Below are 20,001 nucleotides of genomic sequence, written 5' to 3'. Positions count from 1 at the left end.
CATGCGGAACGTCCAAGATGTGCGCCGGCCTTCACCTGGACGCGATCATCGATGAACGACTCCCGCAGCCACATTCCCGCCGACGCCGCCGCGCCGGCGGAAACCCTGTACGAAGGCCGCTGGCTCAGCCTGCGCAAGCGCGGTCGCTGGGAGTATGCCGAACGCAACAACCCCGGCGGCGCGGTGATCATCCTGGCGGTGACGCCGTCGGACAAGGTGCTGTTCGTCGAGCAGTACCGCGTCTCGATCCTGCAGAACACCATCGAGATGCCGGCCGGCCTGGTCGGCGATCTGGCCGGTCAGGCCGATGAGAGCGCGCAGCTGGCCGCGCGGCGCGAGCTGGAGGAAGAAACCGGCTGGCGCTGCCAACGAGTGGAGTTCGTCCATCGCGGCCCGTCGTCCTCGGGCATGAGCACCGAGATGATCACCTTCGTGCGTGCGTGGGAACTGGAAAAGGTCGGCCCCGGCGGCGGCGACGACACCGAGAACATCACCGTGCACGAGGTGCCGCGCCGCGAAGCGGGCGCCTGGCTGTTCGCGCGCGCCGCCGAAGGCTATTCGATCGATCCCAAGCTGTTCGCTGGCCTGTGGTTCATCGAGCACGCCAACGGCTGAGCACGCCGGCCGCGACCGCTCACCAGGTGCGCACGTCGACCACGCTGACGGTGAAACTGGTCATGCCGGACTGGTAGCGGAACAGCCGGCCCAGGTCGAAGTGCACCGCGTCGCCGGGAGCGATGTTGGAGGTGCCGGCCGGCCAGGCCTGCTTGCTCTGGATGACGGAACCGGCATCGTCCTTGATGTCGATGCGGATCTGCGCCGCCGAGGCCGCGGCGCAGTTGTTGACCAGATCGCCGCGCAGGCTCATCCGTGTCGACGTTCCGGTGTTGTTGACCCCGGGCTTGAAGTCCTTGATGGTGAAGTCCTTCGGGCTGCAGTTGGCCTGGGCGGCCAGCGGGGCGAACAGGAGTACCGCGGAGAGGAGGAGCGTCTTCATGAGTTTGGGACCATCCCGATGCATGCCTTCGATGCGGGCATGGAAAAAGATCGGCACGCGGCGGGGATTCTTTAGCCGACGGCGCCGCCCGGCCTTGCGGCGCGGCGGCGGGATCGCGGCATGGCGCTCAAGTTCTGCGTGGTGGCGTCGATAGAGGGTGGTTCCGTCCCCCGCGTTGCGGTTCCCCCACTGTCCGATGGAGTTCCCCCATGAAGGCCCTCGTTGTTTCTGCCGTGTTGCTGCTCGCCCCGCTGGCTGCCCAGGCCGCCTGCGCGCCCGGTGATTTCGCCATCAAGGATTTCAAGCCTGGCGTCGCGGCATCGCGCCTCAGCCTGCGCGGCGATCTGGTCAACAACTGCGCCGCGGCCTCGGCCGCGCAGATCCGCATCGAGGTCAAGGACGCCGGCGGCAAGGTGCTGCAGAGCAAGCAGGGCTGGCCGGCCGGCACCGCCAACATCGCTCCCGGCGAAACCGTGCACTTCGACCTGGGCCGGCTGTTCCGCTATCAGGCGGACATGGACAGCTACACCGTCAGCGTGGTCGACGTGCGCACCTGGTAAGCCCCGACGGCCGCAAGTGGCGCCGCAGGAAGGCCCCGCGAGGGGCCTTTTTCGTGTCCGGCGCGAATGCCCGAAAGGCGAGGCCGGCGCCCGACACCTCGAACACACCGTTTGACCCGCAGGCATGAGCTGCCGAACCCGTTCTTCCAGGTGCAGCAGAGGTGAGGGGGCCTGGTCTCGACCGTGGCCAGCGACAGGGCCCATAACAGCAATGCCCTCGGCATATCCGAGGGCATTGTCCGTCAGTCGCACCAATTCGACGATCCACTTTTGAGTCAAGGCAAAGCCTGCCTGCTCGCCTGCATGTCATCGAGTGTCGCAACACGCTCAGAACACGCCGCTGATGCTCTGGGTCACGCCCCCCACGATGACCGGTTCGGCCTCTTCCCACTTGAGGTTTACCTTGTTCGCGGTGGACACCACACGCGTGCGATAACGCTTGTAGTTCGATTCCTCATCGTAAGTCACCCGCTCACCGCCCGAGGCGCCCTGCGCGAGATCCTGCGTGCCGCTGACGTGCACCGTGGACTTGGTGCGCTCGGAAATCTGCACGTCGATGATGGCCGAGTAGTACACGTCCTTGACCATGTTGCCAGCGATGTAGTCGGCAGCACCCGCCGCCAGCCCGACCGCACCCAGACCGCGACCAGTGATGTTGTTGTTCATCACCGCGGCCGCCGCCATGCCGGTCAGGGCCCCGCCCAGCGGAGTGCCAAAGCCACTTCCGAAGGCCGCCTGCGCTGCCGTCTGGCTGACCTGGCCTACTTGCAGCACGTTCGCCTGCAGCATGAAATGAGCATCGTCCGGATTGGTAACGATGCGATAGCCGCGATTCTGGATAGCGGTCGCGACTTGCGGGCCAAAATTGAAGTTGGGCTTGTCCGAGGTGTTGCGGATATCGACGTATACAGTCTTGTTCGCCGTCGGCGTCAGAAAAACCGTGTCAGACATCTTGTTCTGGACATCCAACTGACGCTTGCTGATGGCGACAGACCCGGCGGCGCAACCGCCCAAGGCGAGCAGTGCAGCGGACAGGAAGAGGGTGCGGACGATCTCCATGAGGTGCTCCATGTTGTGATTGCTGGTGCCCTTGTCCGATGCATGGACAAATCGGCGAAGAAAACGCCTGCGACACACTCCGTTGCATCGCTGGCTTCATGCTTCCAATCGGCCATTCGCGGCCCCTTGCGTCGACTCCCTTCGCCATCAGCCGAACGCGGCTCCTGCCACGATCCGGTGAGGTGCCCTTCCGTTTGGACGCGCCTCCTTCTTCCTTTCGGCAACCTGCCGAAGAACACCTTGCCAAGGCCCCGAACGTTCAGGCGTCGGAATCGGTAGATGTTTTGCTGTATCAGGAATCGGCACACCAAGTCGGACCAACGCGGTCTTCGCCGTCACGCTCCTCAACGGGATCGCTCTCGTCACCAGCAGATGGCGAGGTCCCGACTCCGTGAACAGTTGAAACGTTGCCCTCAGGGTCTTGGGAAAGTTCGCAAGCACGTCAGTGCAGCACGAACAGCTTGTCGAAGCCGGCCACGCGCAAAGTGCCGCGCAGCTCGCCGGAGGCGTTGACGATGCGGATGTCGGCGCGGTCGGCGCCGGCGTGCTCGCGCAACAGCAGCAGCATGCCGAGCGCCGAGCTGTCCATGCCGGTGACCTCGCCCAGGTCGATCACATAGCTGCGCGCCGGCTTGCCGCTGCCCAGGCAGGCGTCGTGGAAATCGCGGTGGATGCTGAAGTCGAAACGCTCGCCCAGCTGCAGGGTCAGACAATCGAGTTCGCTGTCGTGGTGGACGATCATGGGGCAATCCTCAGAAGAGTTCGATTTCGCCGGCGTCCATGGTGTTCTGCAGCGCCGGGCCGCGCGAGCGCAGGCGCGCCTTCTCGCGCTGGATCGCCAGCCGGCTGCGTACGCGCTGGGCGCGTTCCTCCAGCGCGTCGGCCTCCAGCGGAGCGCAGGCCAGCTCCTCGATGTCGCGGGTGCATTCGGTGGTGACTTCCTGCAGCTCGGTCAGCCGGGTGCGGGTCTGGCTGATCAGCTGGCTGAGGATGTCCTCGAACTGCAGCGACCGGATGGTGGTGGAGACGTCGCTGCCGAGGCCGCGATTGATCTCCACCGCCTGGTCCGCCACCGCGCTGGTCCGCGCATCGCTCTCGGTGACGTGGGCGGTCATCGCGTCGATGCCGCCCTTGGCCGACAAGGCCACGTTGAGGTCCTGCGAGGCCATCGCGCCGATCAGCCCGCGCAGCTGCTCCATCGCCGAGCGCGCGCGCTCGACGTGGCCGCCGATCTGCTCGTTGAGCTGGTTGGAGTTGCTCGCCAGGTTGCGGATCTCGCCGGCCACCACCGCGAAGCCGCGGCCGGATTCGCCGGCGCGCGCGGCCTCGATCGCGGCGTTCAGCGCCAGCAGGTTGGTCTCCTCGGCGATGGTGTTGACGTTGCGCAGCAGGCCGAACACCGCATCCATCTCCTTCGCCATGCCGTCGATGCGGTAGACAATGCGCAGGCTCTCGCGCGACATCTGCACGATCATGCCGACGAAGTGCTCCAGCAGGTCGCCGGTGCGCGCGGCGAAATCCTGCACCGACACGTCGCCATCCTGCACCTCGATGATCTGCCTGAGCAGCGACTGCTGCAGCGCGGTCTTGCTGGACAGGCCGTCGAAGCCGCCGCCCAGTTCGGACACCGCGTCGCGCAGCAGGTCCAGGCCCTGGTGCAGCTCGCGGGTGGCATGGCCGAGCTCGTCGACCAGCGCGCTGCGCACGTCGTCCAGCGCCTCGCGTACCGGCTCGGCGCGCGCACCGGCAACAGTCTGCGCAATCGGCGGCGCGGCGGGTCGGGCCGGCACGGCCCAAGCCAAGGTCAGCGCAACCACCAGCAGCGGCGCCAGCCAGGCCGGGTGCCAGGCCAGCGCCAGCAGCAGGGCGACGACGCTGGCGATCCAGCCCACGGGCTGACTTCGGAACAACGGGGCGTGAGTGAATGACATGGTCCAGTATCCGCGGGTCAGGCGCCGCTGGCGCCGGTATGGGGTCGGCGGGCCAGCGCCAGCAGGCGTGCCGCCATGTGGTCGATCGGCTGCATCTCGGCGGCGGCATCCAACTTCCAGGCGGCGCCGGGCATGCCCCACACCACCGAACTTGGCTCGTCCTGCACCAGCGTGGCGGCGCCGGCCTGGCGCAACTCCAGCAGGCCGCGCGCGCCGTCGTCGCCCATGCCGGTGAGCAGCGTGGCGATGGTGGCGGCGCCGGCACTGGCCGCCAGCGAGCGGAACAACACGTCGACGCTGGGGCGGTGCCGGTTCACCGGCGGCCCGTCGTGCAGGCGGCACACGTACTTCGCGCCGTCCCACATCACCAGCAGGTGGTGGCTGCCGGGTGCGATGTAGGCATGGCCGGACTGGATCGGCTGGCCGTCCTGCGCCTCGCACACGCGCATCGCCGAGCAGCGGTCCATGCGCGCGGCGAACGGGCCGCTGAAAGCGGCGGGGATGTGCTGGGTCACCAGGATCGGCGGCGCGTCCGGCGGCATCGCCTCCAGCACCAAGCGCACCGCCTCGGTGCCGCCAGTGGAGGCGCCGATCGCGATGATCGGGCTGCCGCCGCGCGTGCCCGCGGTCTGGGCGCGCGGCAGCACCGCGTCGGCCGACAGCCGCGGCGCCACGTCCAGCTTGCGCACGGTGGTGCGCGCGCGCGGCCTGGCCTGCGCCGCCTGCTTGACCTTGGTGCAGATCTCCAGCGCGTGCTCGCCGAAGCTGTTGGCCAGGTCGCTGCTCGGCTTGGCCAGGAAATCCACCGCGCCGAGTTCCAGCGCGCGCAGCGTCACCTCGGCGCCCTGGGTGGTCAGCGACGACACCATCACCACCGGCATCGGCCGCAGCCGCATCAGGTTTTCCAGGAAGGTCAGGCCATCCATGCGCGGCATCTCGACATCCAGGGTCAGCACGTCGGGGTTGAGCTGCTTGATCTTCTCGCGCGCGATCAGCGGGTCCGCCGCCGTGCCGACGACGTCGATGCCCGGGTCGCAGGCGAGCATGGTCGACATCAGCTTGCGCACCAATGCGGAATCGTCGACTACCAGAACACGCACTCTATCCATTGCTCACCTTGCCATACACGCCCCGTCGACCCGACGGCGGCCCGATCGATCGCCGCGCCACGCCGCAACCACAGCGCTAGAACAGCTCGACCTCACCCTTTATCGGATCGTTTGCCAAACGCTTGAGGTAGCCGCGCTCGCCGGCCACCAGCGCCACGTCGTCGCTGCGGCGCAGCTGGCGCACGCGGGCGCGCCCGCTGTGCGGGAAGAACTGCACCTGGCGCGGATAGACGTCGCCGAGGTCTTCCGCCGCCAGCTGCAGCCGCTCGGCCTCGAGGTAACGGCGCACGAAGTCGATGTTGCGCTGGCCCACGTCGCTCAACTGGGCCAGCACGCGGCCGCCGCCGAACACCTTCACGCGCAGGTTCGCGCGCTGGCCGCCCGCCTTCAGGATGGCGTTGATCAGCTGTTCCATCGCGTCGCTGCCGTAGCGCGCCGCGCGCCCGATGGCCGACGACCAGCTGTCGCGTTCGCCGGTAGGCTCGGGCAGCATGAAGTGATTCATGCCGCCGACGCCGCGTTCCGCGTCGTGGATGCAGGCCGAAACGCACGAACCGAGCACGGTGCTGACCAGCTCGTCGCTGGCGCTCACGTAGAACTCGCCCGGCAGTACCCTCACTACCATGCGACCCTGGGCCGGGTCCCAGAACCGGCGCAGGTGCTCGAAGCCGGGCATGGCCTCGGGCAACGTGGGCGTCGCCCGGCGATCGACCGCTGCCACCGGCATCATCCGCGCTTCCGGTAGACAGTGCGGCCGATCAGCTCGAAATCGTCGTTGATGCCGTGCAGCGATTCGGAATGGCCGAGGAACAGGTGGCCGCCCGCCGGCAGCAGCGCGGCGTAGCGGTGGAACAGCCGCTGCTTGGTCGGCTGATCGAAGTAGATCACCACGTTGCGGCAGAAGATCGCGTCGAACGGGCCGCGCATCGGCCACTCGTGCAGCAGGTTCAACGGCTGCACGGTCACCAGCTCGCGCAGGCGCGGATGCACGCAGGCGAAACCTTCGTACTCGCCGGCGCCACGCAGCATCCAGCGATGCCTGCGCTGGTCGCTGACGCCGGTCAGCCGCTCCAGCGGATAGACGCCGTTGCGCGCGGTTTCCAGCGCCTGCGGCGACAGGTCGGTGGCGAGGATCTTCGCATCCAAGCCCGCCGCGCCATGGCGCTCCAGCGCCTCGGCCAGCACCATCGCCAGCGCGTACGGCTCCTCGCCGGTGGAACAGCCGGCAGACCAGATCCGCAGGCGGTCGCCGCTGCGACGCTTCTGCTGCAGCCATTGCGGCAGCAGTTCGTCGACCAGCAGGTCGTAATGGTGCTGCTCGCGGAAGAACGAGGTGACGTTGGTGCTGATCACGCTGGCAAGGTTGTCCAGCTCACTGTGCGGGTCGCGCCGCAACAGCTCGCAATAGGCGCCGAAGTGGTGCAGGCCCAGGGCGCGCAGCCGCCGCGCCAGGCGCCCCTGCACCAGCTGGCGCTTGTGCTCGCCCAGCGAGATGCCGCAGTACTGGTGGACGAACTCGCGCAGGAAGCGGAACTCGGCATCGCCCAGCAGCACCGCGCCGCCGTCCGCTGGCGCCGGATCGCCTCCGATCATGCCGGCGACGGCGCCCATGCTCAGAATTCCTTCCAGGCGCCGGCGTCCGCCGTCTCGGCGGCGGCCACCATGCGCGGCGGCGTCTTGCGCACGGCGGCGAACACCGCCTCGGTGGCCCGGCTCACGTCCTTCGCGCGGTCCTGCGGCGCGGCTTCCTTCGCTGTGCCATCGCCGGCCAGGTGGAAGAAGCCGACCTGCTGGGACAGCTCGCCGGCCTGCTCCTGCATGGCGCGGGCCGCCGCCGAAGCCTCCTCGACCAGCGCGGCGTTCTGCTGGGTCATCTCGTCCATCTGCATCACCGCGTTGTTGACCTGGTCGATGCCGGCCGACTGCTCCTGGCTGGCCGCGGCGATCTCGGCCACGATGTCGGTGACCTTCTTCACGCTCTCGACGATCTCGGCCAGCGCCTTGCCGGACTGGTTGACCAGCTCCGAGCCGCTCTTCACCTTCTCCTCGCTCTCGGCGATCAGGCCCTTGATCTCCTTCGCTGCGCCCGCGCTGCGCTGCGCCAGGCTGCGCACCTCGCTGGCCACCACCGCGAAGCCGCGGCCCTGCTCGCCGGCACGCGCCGCTTCCACCGCCGCATTCAGCGCCAGCAGGTTGGTCTGGAAGGCAATCTCCTGGATCAGCCCCACGATGTCGCCGATCTTGCGGCTGGAGGCGTCGATCTCACCCATCGCGGCAATCGCCTTGCCGGCCACCTCGCCGCCGCGCTCGGCCTGCTCGCGCGCGCCGCGGGCCAGCTGGTTGGCGTGGCTGGCATTCTCCGCGTTCTGCTTCACGGTGGAGGTCATCTCCTCCATCGACGAGGCGGTTTCCTCCAGGCTGGAGGCCTGCTCCTGCGTGCGCTGGCTGAGATCGTCGTTGCCGCGCGCGATCTGCTGCGCGGCGCTGCTGACCGCATCGGAACCGTGGCGCACCTCGCCCACGATCGCGCCGAGGCGTTCGTCCATGGTGCGGAAGGCGTCGAGCAGCCGGCCCAGCTCGTCCTGCCGCCCGGTCTTGATCGCATGGCCCAGCTGGCCTTCGGAAATGGCATGCGCCACTTTCACCAGATGCGCCAGCGTGCCGCTGATCGAGCGCACCAGCAAGGTCGACACCAGCAGTGCGAACAGCAAGCCGCCGATAAGCGCAGCAAGCACCAGCAGCCGCACCAGCTTGTAGCGGCCGAGCTGGGTCTGGTAGAGCTGCTTGACCTCGTCGCTCTGCGCCTGCATGAGCTTGTTGATGGTGTCCATGCGCAGCATCAGTTCCGGGCGCACCTGCATTTCCAGCAGGTCGCTGGTGCCCTCGTCGTTCTGCGCCAGCGCGTCGTAGATGTCCTTGAGGTTGCTGGCGTAGTCCGCGTCGGTGGCGCGGTAGGCCTTGTACTTAGCCGCGATGTCCGCGCTCATCGGCACCGCCGACAGCTGCTTGTTGACCTCGGCGATCTCCTTCTGCAGGCGCTCGGACTCGGCGACCTTCTGCTTCACCTGGTCGGGCTTGCCGATCGCCCCGGCCGCCTCGCCGAGCACGATGAAGTCGGTCAGCGACTTGGCGCGCAGGCTGCCCATCAGCTGCGCCGGCACCATGGCCTCCTCGTAGCTGCGCCGCATGCCTTCGTTCTGCCAGGACATCATGCCGAGGCCGACCGCCGCACCCGCCGCGAGCATCAGCCCGAGCAGCACGAACGTGCCGATCAGGCGCGCCTTGACGGACAGGTTCGGCAGTCTGGTGAAACGTGCCATGAATTTCTTGGTGTTCATCGTGATTCCCGGATCGGATCAGGCAGCAACTTCGACATCCCGGACGTCCGTCAGCGCGGCGTCCAGGGTTTCAACGTCTTCCGGACGCATCAGCTTCTCCACGTCCAGCAGCATCACCATACGTTCGGCATGGGTGGCCAGGCCCTTCAGGTAGCGGGTGTCGACGATCACGCCCATGTCGGGCACCGGCTTGATCGCCGCCGGCTCGATGTCGACCACGTCGGACACCGCGTCCACCACGATGCCGAACAGGCGCTCGCGGACCGCCACGATGATCACCACCGTGCTGTCGCCGTAGCTTTCGCGCTCGAGCCCGAAGCGCAGGCGCAGGTCCATCACCGGCACGATCGCGCCGCGCAGATTCAGCACGCCGAGCACGTAGGCGGGGGTTTGCGGAATGCGGGTAACCCGCGACCAGCCGCGGATCTCGCGCACCGACAGGATGTCCACGCCGTATTCCTCGCCCGCCAGGTCGAACGTCAACTGCTGGACGGTGGGCGCCGCGGCCGCGTTGTCTTCGTACATGGAATCGTCTACCTCGTGATGGGCGCCTGGGCGCCGGGCCTCGATGTCTGTATCGGCCCTGCCGGGGAAGGCTTGAGCAACAGTACGGCGGCGCGTCGCTGTGTCCGGGTGAGTGCGGCGGAAACGGACTCGCTCAGAACCCCCTCCAGCCGCCCGCCGCCGCTGCCGCGACAGCACGCTCATCGCTTCGTGCTGGCCGTGGCGGCAGCGGCAGCACGCGCACGGCGGAAGCCACCGGCGGAGCGACGGCGGCCGCCTGCTCGTCGTCCCCCAGCCGGAAGAACTTCATTTGCCGCTGCAGTTCGTCGGCCTGCTCCTGCATCGCCCGCGCCGCCGCCGCGGCCTCTTCCACAAGCGCTGCGTTCTGCTGGGTCACCTCGTCCATCTGCATCACCGCGCGGTTCACCTGGTCGATGCCGGCGGACTGTTCCTGGCTGGCCGCAGCGATCTCCGCCACGATGTCGGTGACTTTTTTCACGCTGTCCACGATGTCCGCCAGTGCCGCACCGGACTGGTCCACCAGCAGGCTGCCGGCGTGCACCCGTTCCACGCTTTCCTTGATCAGGCCCTTGATCTCCTTCGCCGCCGCCGCGCTGCGCTGCGAGAGACTGCGCACCTCGCTGGCCACCACCGCGAAACCGCGACCCTGTTCGCCCGCGCGCGCCGCCTCCACCGCTGCGTTCAGCGACAGCAGATTGGTCTGGAACGCGATCTCGTCGATCAGCCCCACGATGTCGGCGATCTTGCGGCTGGATGCGTTGATCTCGCTCATCGCCGCCACCGCCTGCGCCGCCACTTCGCCGCCGCGCTCGGCCTGCTCGCGCGCACCGCTGGCGAGCTGGTTGGCGTAGCCGGCGTTCTCCGCGTTCTGTTTCACGGTGGAGGTCATCTCCTCCATCGAGGCGGCGGTTTCCTCCAGGCTCGACGCCTGCTCCTGCGTGCGCTGGCTCAGGTCGTCGTTGCCCTTGGCGATTTGCTGCGCCGCGCTGCTCACTGCCTGCGAACCGTGCTGCACTTCGCCCACGATGCCGGTCAGCTTGTCTCGCATACGCTGCAGTTCGGCCAGCAGGCTGCCCGCGGCGAAGGTCTTGCCGCCGTCGTCCCGGCCGAGCTCGCCGTTGGCGATGCGCGTAGCCATGGCCACCGCAAAACCCGGCTCGCCGCCAACGCTGCGGCGGATGCTGCGCAGAGACACCCACACCAGTCCGATCACCAGCAGGCCCAGCAGGCCGGCCCTGGCCAAGTTCACCATAAGTGTGTGGCGGAACTGTGCGTCGATGTCGTCGAAATAGGCGCCAGCTCCGAAGTGCATGCCCCACGGCTGGTAGCGCTCGGTGTAGGTGAGCTTGCCCACCACCTTGCCGGTGCTTGGCTTGAGCCAGTCGTAGTAGGTCACGCCGCGGCCGTCCTTCATGTCGACGTCGTGCATGGCTTGGAATATCGGCTTGCCGTTCTGGTCGGTCATGTCGCGCACGCTGGTACCCAGCTTGTCCAGCATCACCGGATGCTCGGTCAGCACGTAGCCGTCATCGAACGCGAACACGTAGCCCGCGCCCTTGTCCCACTGCATGTCGTGGATCTGTGCCAGCGCCCGCTTCCGCGCCTCGGCCTCGCTGAACTCACCGTTGGTCGCTCGCTGGTGGAAGCCGCCAGCCACTGACACCGCCGACTCGATCTCGCTGCGTAGCAGGCGTTCGAGTCCTTCCATCTGACTGGCTCGGCTCTGCAACGCATTCATCACGGTCAGACCGAACAGCCCCAGCACGACCACCGACACCACCATGACCAGCCGCGCATTGAGGCTGAGCCGATCGAAGAACCCTCGTATTACGGACAACATGTCGCAAACCTCGACCTCGGAAAAGAAACCCGCCGGCCACGACGGTCATGCGGGGTGGCGCGCAAAGACGCCGAAACCCATCGCCAGCGGAAGCACCCGCTCCGTTCGCGTCCTTCTTCGCACGGCGGCCGCGGCCACCGCATGGCTCAGGCAGCCTTGGCGCGCAGTCCCAGCCGCACCACGCCGCCGACGTCGACGATCAGCGCCACCGAGCCGTCGCTGAGGATGGTGGCGCCGGAGACGCCCTGCACCCGCCGGTAGTGCTTCTCCAGCGACTTGATCACCGCCTGCTGCTGGCCCAGCAGGTCGTCCACCAGCAAGCCCACGCGTCGGCCGGCGTCCTCGATCACCACCACGATGCCGCGTTCGATCTCGGTGACCGCATCGGCGCAGCCGAAGGCACGATGCAGCCGCATCAGCGGCAGGTACTCGCCGCGGAAATGGAACACCTCGCCGCCGCCGGCGATGCGCCGCACCGCCTCGGCGCCGAGTCGCAGCGACTCCACGATCGAGGTCAGCGGCACGATGTAGCGCTCCTCACCCACCGCGGTCACCAGCCCGTCGATGATCGCCAGGGTCAGCGGCAGCGCGATGGTGAACACGCTACCCTTGCCCACCTCGCTCTTCACGCCGACACTGCCGCCGAGGTCGCGCACGTTGCGCCGCACGACATCCATGCCGACGCCGCGGCCGGACAGGTCGGTGGCCTGCGCGGCGGTGGAGAAGCCCGGCTGGAAGATCAGCTCGGCCACCTCGGCGTCGCTGGGTTCCTCGCCGGCGCCGAGCAGCCCGCGCTGCTGCGCCTTGGCCATGATGGCGGCGCGGTTGAGCCCGGCGCCGTCGTCGCTGATCTGCACCACGATGTTGCCGCCTTCGTGGTAGGCGTTGAGCCTGAGCGTGCCGGTCTCCGGCTTGCCGGCGGCCTTGCGCTGCGCCGGCAGCTCCAGGCCGTGGTCGATCGCGTTGCGCACCAGGTGCACCAGCGGATCGCCGATCTTCTCCAGTACCGTCTTGTCCAGTTCGGTGTGCTCGCCGTGCAGCTCCAGCCTGACCTGCTTGCCCAGCTTGCGCTCCAGGTCGCGGACCAGCCGCGGGAAGCGGTTGAACACCGAGCCGATCGGCAGCATGCGGATGCGCATCACGCTCTCCTGCAGCTCGCGGGTGGTGCGTTCGAGCTGCAGCAGGCCTTCGCGCAGACGCTCCAGTTGCGAGGGCCGGAAGTTCTCGCCGATGTCGCTGAGCATCGACTGGGTGATCACCAGTTCGCCCATCATGTTGATCAGCGCGTCGACCTTGTCGATGTCCACGCGGATCGAGCTGCCTTCGCCGGAGGCGGCGGAGACGGTGGCCGTCTCGCACGCCGGCGGCGGAGCAGCAGCGGGCACGGGTGCCGTTGCCGGCGCGGCCATCGCCACCGGATCCGCCGCGGTCGCCGACGTCTCCCCGGGCAACGACTCGATGACCAGTTCACAGTCGCCGTCGAGCCAGTCGAACACGGCGTCGACGTCGCCGCGCGCCACCGCGCCGTGCAGGCGCAGCTCCCAGCCGAGGTGGCACTGGCTGGGATCGAGCTCGGCCAGCCGCGCCGGCGCACTGTCGAGCACGAACGCGCGCCGTACTTCCAGCCGACCCAGTTGCTCCAGCTCGCGGAACAGCCGCAGCGGGTCGTTGCCGGTCTGCAGCAGGTGCGGCAGCGCGACGAAACGGATGGCCCAGCCAGTCGCCGATGCGACCCCGGGCGCGGCCGCGGCGGGCGCAGCCACCGCCTCGCCACTGGCCAGACGCAGCAGTTCGCCGCGCAGCGCCTCGCTGTCGGCATCGGCCGCCGGCTGGCCGCTGCTCGAGCGCGCCAGCATCGCGCGCAGGCAGTCGACCGAGCGCAGCAACAGGTCGATCAGTTCGGCGTCGACGCCGCGGCGCTCGCTGCGCACTTCTTCCAGCAGCGATTCGGCCACGTGGGTGAACGCAGCGACGTCGGCGAAGCCGAAGGTCGCCGCGCCGCCCTTGATCGAATGCGCCGCGCGGAAGATGGTGTGCACCAGTTCGTGGTCGGTCGAGCCCGAGTCCAGCGCCAGCAACGCCGCCTCCATCGCGTCGAGCCCTTCCAGGCTTTCCTCGAAGAAGGTCTTGTGGAACTGGGTCAGGTCGACCGTCGCCATCGGCGTTTCCTCAGCCCAGCACGCGCTTGACGGTGGCCAGCAGCTGTTCCGGATCGAACGGCTTGACCAGCCAGCCGGTGGCGCCGGCGGCCTTGCCTTCCATCTTCTTCTCGGTGTGCGACTCGGTGGTCAGCATCAGGATCGGCACGCCCTTGTAGGCGTCCATCGCACGCAGCTCGCGCACCATCGCGATGCCGTCCATCACCGGCATGTTGACGTCGGCCAGCACCAGATCGAACGCGCTGCCGCGCGCCATGTCCAGCGCCAGCTGCCCGTTCTCGGCCTCGGCCACCTCGTGGCCCGCGCCGCGCAGGGTGAACGCCACCATGCCGCGCATCGAAACCGAATCGTCCACTGCAAGAATCTTCGCCATGCTGCCACCTCGTTCAGGCCGGCCCCGCGGCCGGCAGTTCCAGAATCCGCGCCAGGCCGAGCAGGCCAGCCGCCTCGTTGAAAGCCGCGCTCGCGCCGCGCCACGCCAGCGCGCCGTCGCGCGACCCGAGCTCGCGGCGCAGCAGCACCAGCAACTGCAGCGCCGCGGTGTCGACGCGCTCCACCGCGCTGGCGTCCAGCGCCACGTCGGCGCCACGTTCGAGCGCGGCGACCAGCTCCGCCTGCAGCGCGGCCTGGGCGGCGAGGCGGCAGTCCGCGGGCAGCACCACCGCGGCCGCACCGTCCGGCGCCGCTGGCCGCTCGTCCTGATACTGCTTCGCCGCTCGTTTGCCGGCCATGCCGCCGCTCCACGCGCGCTCGTTGGCGCTGACGGCTTGCTTATCGGCTCTTAGCGCGATGGCTTTAGGGCGAATCCCCCGCTGCGGGCTTGCGCAGACATGGCGGGCGGAAATGCCGGCTACCCCTCCGCCGCCCGCCCGCTGCCGATCGCGGCTCAAGTTCGTCCGCGCGCGGCCGATGTCCTGCAGGACGGACCCGATCGCCCACCGCCCCGCGCGCAGGAACCGACTTGATCATCCAACCGACCAGCCTGGCCGCCCTCACCTGGGCCGGTGCCGCCTCCGGCACCACGGCGCAAAGCTGGCGCATCGGCACGGTACTGTCGGCGCGTCCGCTGGGGGTGAATCCGCAGGGCCTGCTGGTGCTGCAGGTTGGCGCGCTCGCGGTGGAGACGGAGCTGCCCGGCAGCCACTTGCCGGCACAGTTCCAGGTTCGCGTGCTGAGCCTGGGCCCGCAGCCGCAACTGGAGATGCTGCCGCAGCCGGCCGACGCCACCTTCCAGCGCGTGCTGCGCGAGCGCCTGCCGCAGCAGAACGGCTACGCGCCGCTGCTCGCCACGCTGGGCACGCTGGCGCAGCGGCCGGTGCTGCGCCAGTTGCCGCCGGAGCTGCGCACGGCGCTGGCGCTGCTCGAGCAATCGCTGCGCACGCCCGCCGAAATCACCCGTGGCGAAGGCCTGCGCGAGGCCATCAACCGCAGCGGGCTGTTCTTTGAATCGCGCCTGGCGAGTCCGCACGGCAACCTGGCGGCGTTGGCCGAGGACGACTGGAAAGGTGCGCTGCTGCGCCTGGCCGCGCTGCTCGACCGCCGCGCGCCAGCGCCGGTGCCGGCCAACCGCAGCGATGCCGCGCCGCCGATGCTGCAACGTGGCATGCAGGCGCAGCCGCGCGTGCCGCTGCCGCTGGCACCCGCCGACGATGGCGTGGGCCCGCTGCTGGACCGCCTGCATGGCGAAGTTAAGGCGGCGCTGGCACGGGTGGAGGTGGCCCAGCTGGACGCCAGCGCCAGCCCGCTGCCGGCCTGGATGATCGAGATTCCGCTGCAGGGCGAGGACGGCCGCGACGTGCTGCAGTTGCAGCTGGAGTTCGGCGTCGATCCCACCGATGGCAGCCACGGCTGGACGCTCGGTTTCGCGCTGGACCTCCCCGCGCTGGGTCCGCTGCAGGGCGAGCTGCAACTGCGCGAACCGCGGCTGACGGTGCGCCTGTGGGCCGAGCAGATGGAAACCGCGCAGCGGCTGGAACGCCAGTTCGGCCCGCTGCGCCAGCGGCTGGCCGCCTGCGGCGTGCTGCTCGACCAGCTGAGCTGCCAGGTCGGCCTGCCGCAACCGCCGGGCCGGCACAGCGCCGTGCTGCTGCAGGCCACCGCATGAACGCGCCGCCCTACTCGCCCCCGCGCCGGGTCAGCCTGCGGCTGGCCGGCGCCAACCAGGCCGAGACCAGGCCGATGCCGCCCGAGGCGCTGGAAGCGCTGCTGGCGCGCGCGCAGGTGCTGGGCCTGCCGCTGCATCACGATCCGCAAATCGCCGCCCTGCTGACCGCGCTGCGCCTGCGCGACGACGTGCCGGCGCTGCTTTACGCGGCGGCGGCCTCGGTACTGGCGGCGGTGTACGACGCGGCGGAAGAATGACCGCCCCGATCCACGTTCAGGAACCGGCCGGATGCATCTGCAGCACCAGCCTCGCCTCGTCGCGCGACAGGCCGCAGCGGCTGACCAGCTGCTCGACGTCGGCGCCTTCGCGCGCCAGCTGCTGGGCCAGTTCATAGGATTGCCGCGTCGGCGGCGGTGCTTGCTCAATCCGGCCGAGGCGGCGCTCCAGTCGCCCCAACGCCGTCACCAGCATCGAGGTCGGCACGTCGGTGCAGGCATACCCCGCGTCGTGCGGGAGCGCGGCGACGCGCCGCTGCAGCTCGCGCAACTGGCGCCAGCCATGGAACAGCAACGTCGACTGCGCCAGCGCCAGCAGCAACAGGATGCCCACGCCGGCTTCAAGCCACATGGCCACTCCCGTCATCCGCCCGGCACAGCCGGCGCACGTCGAGCAGGGCCACGAAGCCGCCCTGCCAGGCCAGCACGCCGCTGACCGGATCGTCGTTGCGGCTGGCGCGCCCCGGTGGCGGCGGCGCGATCTCGATGCCGTCGCTGCACAGCAGCTCGCCGACCGCGTCCACGCGCAGGCCGACCCGCTGGCCGGCCTGCGCCAGCATCACCACGCGCGCCGTGGCCGGGTCCGCCGCCGGCAGCGCCGGCAAGCCCAGCCGGCGGCGGCCGTCCATGACCGGCACGATGCGCCCGCGCAGATGCCGCACGCCGAGCAGGTCGGGGGCAGCGCCCGGCACCGGCGTCAAATCACCGTCGCGAATGACTTCGCTGACCTCGTCCAGCGGCGCCGCATACAGCTGCGTGCCGATGCGGAACGACAGCCAGTGGCGGCCCTGCGCGGCGCTGTCGGCAGCAATGGCGTTCATGCGGTGACTCCACGATCGTGCGGCCCGCTCATCGGACGGAGCGGGCCGCGGGGGTACGTTCGGACAGGCTGTCCGGACGGTCGCCGGCGGCCGGCGTCACCGCCGTGGCGGCAACGGGAGCTGCGGCGGGCACGCCGTTCGCCGCACCGGCTTCGAGCGAGGCTGGCGTCAGCGGCGTGATGGCGCGCACGGTAGGCAACACGTCGGGCACCGGCGCCACGGCCACGCCGGCATGCTGGCCGAGGTCGTCGGCGTCGCTGTGCTCGCGCGACGGCAGCGGGCTGTTGCCCATCACCACCACCAGCACGCGGCGATTCTGGTTGCGGCCTTCCACCGTGGCGTTGTCGGCCACCGGATGCATCTCGCCCCAGCCGATGATGCCGAGCCGGTCCTGGGCCACTCCGCTGGTGGCGAACAGGCGCGCCACGCTGCCCGCGCGCGCGGCCGAAAGTTCCCAGTTCGAGGGATACAGCGCGGTGTTGATCGGCATGTCGTCGGTGAAGCCCTCGATGCGCAGCGGGTTGGCGAATTCCCCCAGCACGCCGGCGAGACTGTGCAGGATCCCCTGCGCCGGCGCCGACAACTGGGCCACGCCGCTGGGGAACAGGATGTCGGTACGGATCTCGATTTCCAGCCAGTCCACCTTGTTGCGCACGTTGACCATCCTGCGATCGATCAGCGGCTGCAGCGCCTTGCGCACTTCGCTCTCGATTTGCCCAAGGTTCTGCTGCGGCGTGGTGCGATGGCCCGCCTCGCGTCCCTTGCCGCCGCTGGCCGGCACCGGATGCGGCGGGATCGGCACCGCGATCGGCACGATCGACGAACCCGATTGCCCGGCCGGGGCGGCGATCGCCGGGGCGACGTTGTGCGGCCGGATTTTGGTCGGCGGCAGCGGCGCGATGGCATGGCTGGAGCCGTTGAACGCCTCGATCAGCGACTCGGACATGACCCGGAACTTGCCTTCGTTGACTACCGAGACGGCGTACATCACCACAAAGAACGCGAGCAGCAGGGTCATCAGGTCGGCGTAGGGAATCGCCCAGGCCTCGTGGTTCTGGTGCTCCTCGTGCTTGTGCCGCCTCATGCGAGGTACCCCTGCAGGCGCGCCTCGATCTGGCGCGGGTTGTCGCCCTGGGCGATCGACACCAGGCCCTCGATCAGGATCTCGCGCATCCGCGTCTGCTTGCTGATCAGGCCCTTCAGCCGCGCCGCCATCGGCAGCATGAACAGGTTGGCCAGCGCCACGCCGTAGATGGTGGCCACGAAGGCGGCGGCGATGCCATGGCCGAGCTTGCTCGGGTCGGCCAGGTTCTGCATCACCGCCATCAGCCCCATCACCGCGCCGATGATGCCCAGCGTGGGCGAGTAGATGCCGGCCATCTCGTACACCTTGGCGCCGGCCAGGTCGATCGCCTCGCGCGTTTCCAGGTCCACCTCCAGCACGCTGCGGATCGCCTCCGGCTCGCCGCCGTCGACCAAGAGCTGCAGCCCCTTGCTGACGAACGGGTCGGGCTCCGCCTCGATCTGCGGTTCCAGCCCGAGCAGGCCCTGCCGGCGCGAGATCTCGCTCCAGCCGACGATGCGGCTGATCAGGTCGCCCGGCTGGTGCTGCGGCGGCCGGTAGATCATCTTGAGCATCTTGAACGCATGCCTGAGCACCTTGCCCTGGGTCTGCACCAGCAAGGCGGCGGCGGTGCCGGCAAAGACGATCACGAACGCCGCGGCGTTCCACAGCGCACCCACGGTGGAGCCCTTCAGGATGGTGCCGAGGATGATCACCACGAAGGCCAGAATGGTGCCGATGATGCTTACCAGATCCATGCCGATCAGCCGGTCGATTGTAGTGAAGTGGAAGGTTGGTCGTCGTCGCCGGCCAGACCGGCCAGGTCCATCACCAGCGCCAGCCGGCCATCACCGGTCACGGTGGCCCCGGCAATGCCCGGCACGCCGTCGAACAGCGGCCCCAGCGGCTTGACGATGACGTCCTCGCGGCCGAGCACCTCGTGCACCAGGCAACCCAGCCGCCGGTGGCCGATGTGCAGCACCACCACGTGGCGGCCCGCCGCCGCCGGCGCGCCGGCCCAGCCGGTGAGGTCGAGCAGCGGCAGCGCGCGGCCGCGATGGCGGGCGATCAGGCGGCCGTCCAGCAGGCAGTCCTGGCCCGCGTCCAGCTCGAACACCTCCGCCACGTTGCCCATCGGCAACGCGAACAGCCGCGTGTCCACGCGTACCATCAGCACGCGCAGCACCGCCAGGGTCAGCGGCACGGTCAGTTCCAGTTCGCTGCCCTGGCCCAGGGTCGAGCGCACCTGCAGGGTGCCGCCGAGTTCGGCCACGCGGGTCTTCACCACGTCCATGCCGACGCCGCGGCCGGAGATGTCGGACACCGCCGCGGCGGTGCTGAAACCGGGGCGGAAGATCAGCTCGTAGCATTCGCCGTCGCTCAGCCGCGAGGCCTGCACGGCGTCGATCACGCCCTTCTCGACCGCCTTGCGGCGCAGGATCTCCGGGTCCATGCCGCGCCCGTCGTCGCGCACCGCGATCACGATGCGTTCGCCGCGCTGGCTGGCCGACAGGCACACGCGCCCCTTGCGCGGCTTGCCCGCGCGCTCACGCGCGTCGGGCATTTCCACGCCGTGGTCGAGCGCATTGCGCAGCAGGTGGATCAGCGGGTCGGCCAGCGCCTCGACCAGGCTGCGGTCGAGGTCGGTGCCCTCGCCTTCCAGCACCAGTTCCACGTCCTTGCCGAGCTGGCGCGCCAGGTCGCGCACGATCCGCGGGAAGCGCTGGAACAGCCGGCCCACCGGCTGCATGCGCATGCCCATCACCGCGCCCTGCAGCTCGTCGGTGATCCGATCCAGCTCGTTCGCCGCCGCGGCCAGTGCCTCGCTGCCGTGGCGCGCGGCCAGGCTGAGCAGGCGGTTGCGCAGCAGCACCAGTTCACCGGCGTGGTTGACCAGCAGGTCCAGCCGCGCGGTGTCGACGCGCACGCTGTTCTCCGCCGGCGCCGCGTGGTGCGCGGGCGCGGCGGCCGGAGCGGCGGCAACAGCCGGCGCGGCTGCGGCGACTGGTGTCGGCAGCGGCGCCGCCGGCTGGCCGGGCTTGCCGTGCAGCGCATCCAGCAGCGCCTCGAACTCGTCGTCGTCGATTGTCGTCGCCGACGCCGCCGGTGCGGCGGGCAACGGCGCCGGCGCGACCGTGCCCGGCGCGGCGTTGCCGTACATGCTGTCCAGCAGCGCCTCGACGACAGCGAGTTCGAGGCGCTGCTGGACAGCATGTACGG

General features: G+C 69.4%; 22 protein-coding genes. 4 read left to right on the top strand and 18 right to left on the bottom strand.

The window, feature by feature from the left end:
* Positions 1-51: 51 nt before the first annotated feature.
* Positions 52-615: an NUDIX hydrolase gene (locus UUA_RS16745; protein WP_008439049.1), complete on the top strand. Its 564-nt coding sequence runs from the start codon at positions 52-54 to the stop codon at positions 613-615.
* Between the two features lie 19 nt (positions 616-634).
* Here the strand turns inward: UUA_RS16745 and UUA_RS16740 are convergent, their stop codons facing one another.
* A complete protein-coding gene (locus tag UUA_RS16740) occupies positions 635-997 on the bottom strand; it encodes a hypothetical protein (RefSeq protein WP_039954371.1) in 363 nt (120 codons plus the stop codon).
* Positions 998-1,206: 209 nt separating this feature from the next.
* On the opposite strand from UUA_RS16740, the gene UUA_RS16735 reads away from it, so the two are divergent.
* On the top strand, positions 1,207-1,557 hold the full coding sequence (locus tag UUA_RS16735) for a hypothetical protein (protein WP_008439047.1): 351 nt from the start codon (positions 1,207-1,209) through the stop codon (positions 1,555-1,557).
* A 327-nt stretch (positions 1,558-1,884) separates the two neighbouring features.
* Here UUA_RS16735 and UUA_RS16730 read toward each other — a convergent pair whose 3' ends face one another.
* From UUA_RS16730 to UUA_RS16675, 12 genes are all read right to left on the bottom strand, one after another.
* Positions 1,885-2,616, bottom strand: a complete 732-nt coding sequence (locus UUA_RS16730) for a complement resistance protein TraT (protein ID WP_008439046.1) — start codon at positions 2,614-2,616, stop codon at positions 1,885-1,887.
* A gap of 442 nt (positions 2,617-3,058) precedes the next feature.
* The gene (locus UUA_RS16725) at positions 3,059-3,358 is read right to left on the bottom strand and encodes an STAS domain-containing protein (protein ID WP_007507420.1); all 300 of its coding nucleotides are present in this window, start codon (positions 3,356-3,358) and stop codon (positions 3,059-3,061) included.
* 10 nt (positions 3,359-3,368) lie between these two features.
* Positions 3,369-4,547, bottom strand: coding sequence for a methyl-accepting chemotaxis protein (locus UUA_RS16720; RefSeq protein ID WP_039954353.1), 1,179 nt, complete (start codon positions 4,545-4,547; stop codon positions 3,369-3,371).
* A 17-nt stretch (positions 4,548-4,564) separates the two neighbouring features.
* Positions 4,565-5,656: a protein-glutamate methylesterase/protein-glutamine glutaminase gene (locus UUA_RS16715; protein WP_039954351.1), complete on the bottom strand. Its 1,092-nt coding sequence runs from the start codon at positions 5,654-5,656 to the stop codon at positions 4,565-4,567.
* Positions 5,657-5,732: 76 nt separating this feature from the next.
* Positions 5,733-6,386: a chemoreceptor glutamine deamidase CheD gene (gene cheD / locus UUA_RS16710; protein ID WP_008439037.1), complete on the bottom strand. Its 654-nt coding sequence runs from the start codon at positions 6,384-6,386 to the stop codon at positions 5,733-5,735.
* Positions 6,383-7,267, bottom strand: a complete 885-nt coding sequence (locus tag UUA_RS16705; protein ID WP_008439035.1) for a CheR family methyltransferase — start codon at positions 7,265-7,267, stop codon at positions 6,383-6,385. Before UUA_RS16705 ends, cheD begins: the two co-directional genes overlap by 4 nt.
* Before the next feature lie 2 nt (positions 7,268-7,269).
* Positions 7,270-8,994 (bottom strand): methyl-accepting chemotaxis protein, encoded by a 1,725-nt coding sequence (locus UUA_RS16700; RefSeq protein ID WP_008439024.1) that lies wholly within the window; start codon positions 8,992-8,994, stop codon positions 7,270-7,272.
* 18 nt (positions 8,995-9,012) lie between these two features.
* Entirely contained in the window at positions 9,013-9,519 is a 507-nt protein-coding gene (locus tag UUA_RS16695; RefSeq protein WP_008439023.1) for a chemotaxis protein CheW, read from the bottom strand.
* Positions 9,520-9,652: 133 nt separating this feature from the next.
* Positions 9,653-11,359, bottom strand: coding sequence for a methyl-accepting chemotaxis protein (locus tag UUA_RS16690; RefSeq protein WP_039954348.1), 1,707 nt, complete (start codon positions 11,357-11,359; stop codon positions 9,653-9,655).
* A gap of 146 nt (positions 11,360-11,505) precedes the next feature.
* Positions 11,506-13,518 (bottom strand): chemotaxis protein CheA, encoded by a 2,013-nt coding sequence (locus UUA_RS16685; protein WP_008439021.1) that lies wholly within the window; start codon positions 13,516-13,518, stop codon positions 11,506-11,508.
* 10 nt (positions 13,519-13,528) lie between these two features.
* A complete protein-coding gene (locus UUA_RS16680; protein WP_008439020.1) occupies positions 13,529-13,891 on the bottom strand; it encodes a response regulator in 363 nt (120 codons plus the stop codon).
* Between the two features lie 13 nt (positions 13,892-13,904).
* Entirely contained in the window at positions 13,905-14,249 is a 345-nt protein-coding gene (locus tag UUA_RS16675) for an STAS domain-containing protein (RefSeq protein WP_008439019.1), read from the bottom strand.
* 230 nt (positions 14,250-14,479) lie between these two features.
* On the opposite strand from UUA_RS16675, the gene fliK reads away from it, so the two are divergent.
* On the top strand, positions 14,480-15,622 hold the full coding sequence (gene fliK, locus UUA_RS16670) for a flagellar hook-length control protein FliK (RefSeq protein ID WP_008439004.1): 1,143 nt from the start codon (positions 14,480-14,482) through the stop codon (positions 15,620-15,622).
* Complete coding sequence (locus tag UUA_RS16665; RefSeq protein WP_008439003.1) at positions 15,619-15,879, top strand: hypothetical protein; 261 nt, start codon at positions 15,619-15,621, stop codon at positions 15,877-15,879. Before fliK ends, UUA_RS16665 begins: the two co-directional genes overlap by 4 nt.
* A 16-nt stretch (positions 15,880-15,895) precedes the next feature.
* Here UUA_RS16665 and UUA_RS16660 read toward each other — a convergent pair whose 3' ends face one another.
* The 5 genes from UUA_RS16660 to UUA_RS16640 form a co-directional block, all read right to left on the bottom strand.
* On the bottom strand, positions 15,896-16,249 hold the full coding sequence (locus tag UUA_RS16660; protein WP_008439002.1) for a DUF2802 domain-containing protein: 354 nt from the start codon (positions 16,247-16,249) through the stop codon (positions 15,896-15,898).
* The gene (locus tag UUA_RS16655; RefSeq protein WP_008439001.1) at positions 16,239-16,718 is read right to left on the bottom strand and encodes a chemotaxis protein CheW; all 480 of its coding nucleotides are present in this window, start codon (positions 16,716-16,718) and stop codon (positions 16,239-16,241) included. The genes UUA_RS16660 and UUA_RS16655 overlap by 11 nt, the downstream gene beginning before the upstream one ends.
* Before the next feature lie 28 nt (positions 16,719-16,746).
* Positions 16,747-17,802, bottom strand: coding sequence for a flagellar motor protein MotD (gene motD, locus UUA_RS16650; protein WP_008439000.1), 1,056 nt, complete (start codon positions 17,800-17,802; stop codon positions 16,747-16,749).
* Positions 17,799-18,539 carry a flagellar motor protein gene (locus UUA_RS16645; protein WP_008438999.1) on the bottom strand — a complete coding sequence of 247 codons (741 nt, stop codon included), beginning with the start codon at positions 18,537-18,539 and terminating at the stop codon, positions 17,799-17,801. The genes motD and UUA_RS16645 overlap by 4 nt, the downstream gene beginning before the upstream one ends.
* A gap of 5 nt (positions 18,540-18,544) precedes the next feature.
* The coding region (locus UUA_RS16640) for a chemotaxis protein CheA (protein ID WP_008438998.1) at positions 18,545-20,001 on the bottom strand (1,457 nt) is incomplete at its 5' end.

It is taken from the genome of Rhodanobacter thiooxydans LCS2 (genome assembly GCF_000264375.1).
GTDB classification, from domain to species: Bacteria; Pseudomonadota; Gammaproteobacteria; order Xanthomonadales; family Rhodanobacteraceae; genus Rhodanobacter; species Rhodanobacter thiooxydans.
This window is presented reverse-complemented; position numbering and strand designations above follow the sequence as displayed.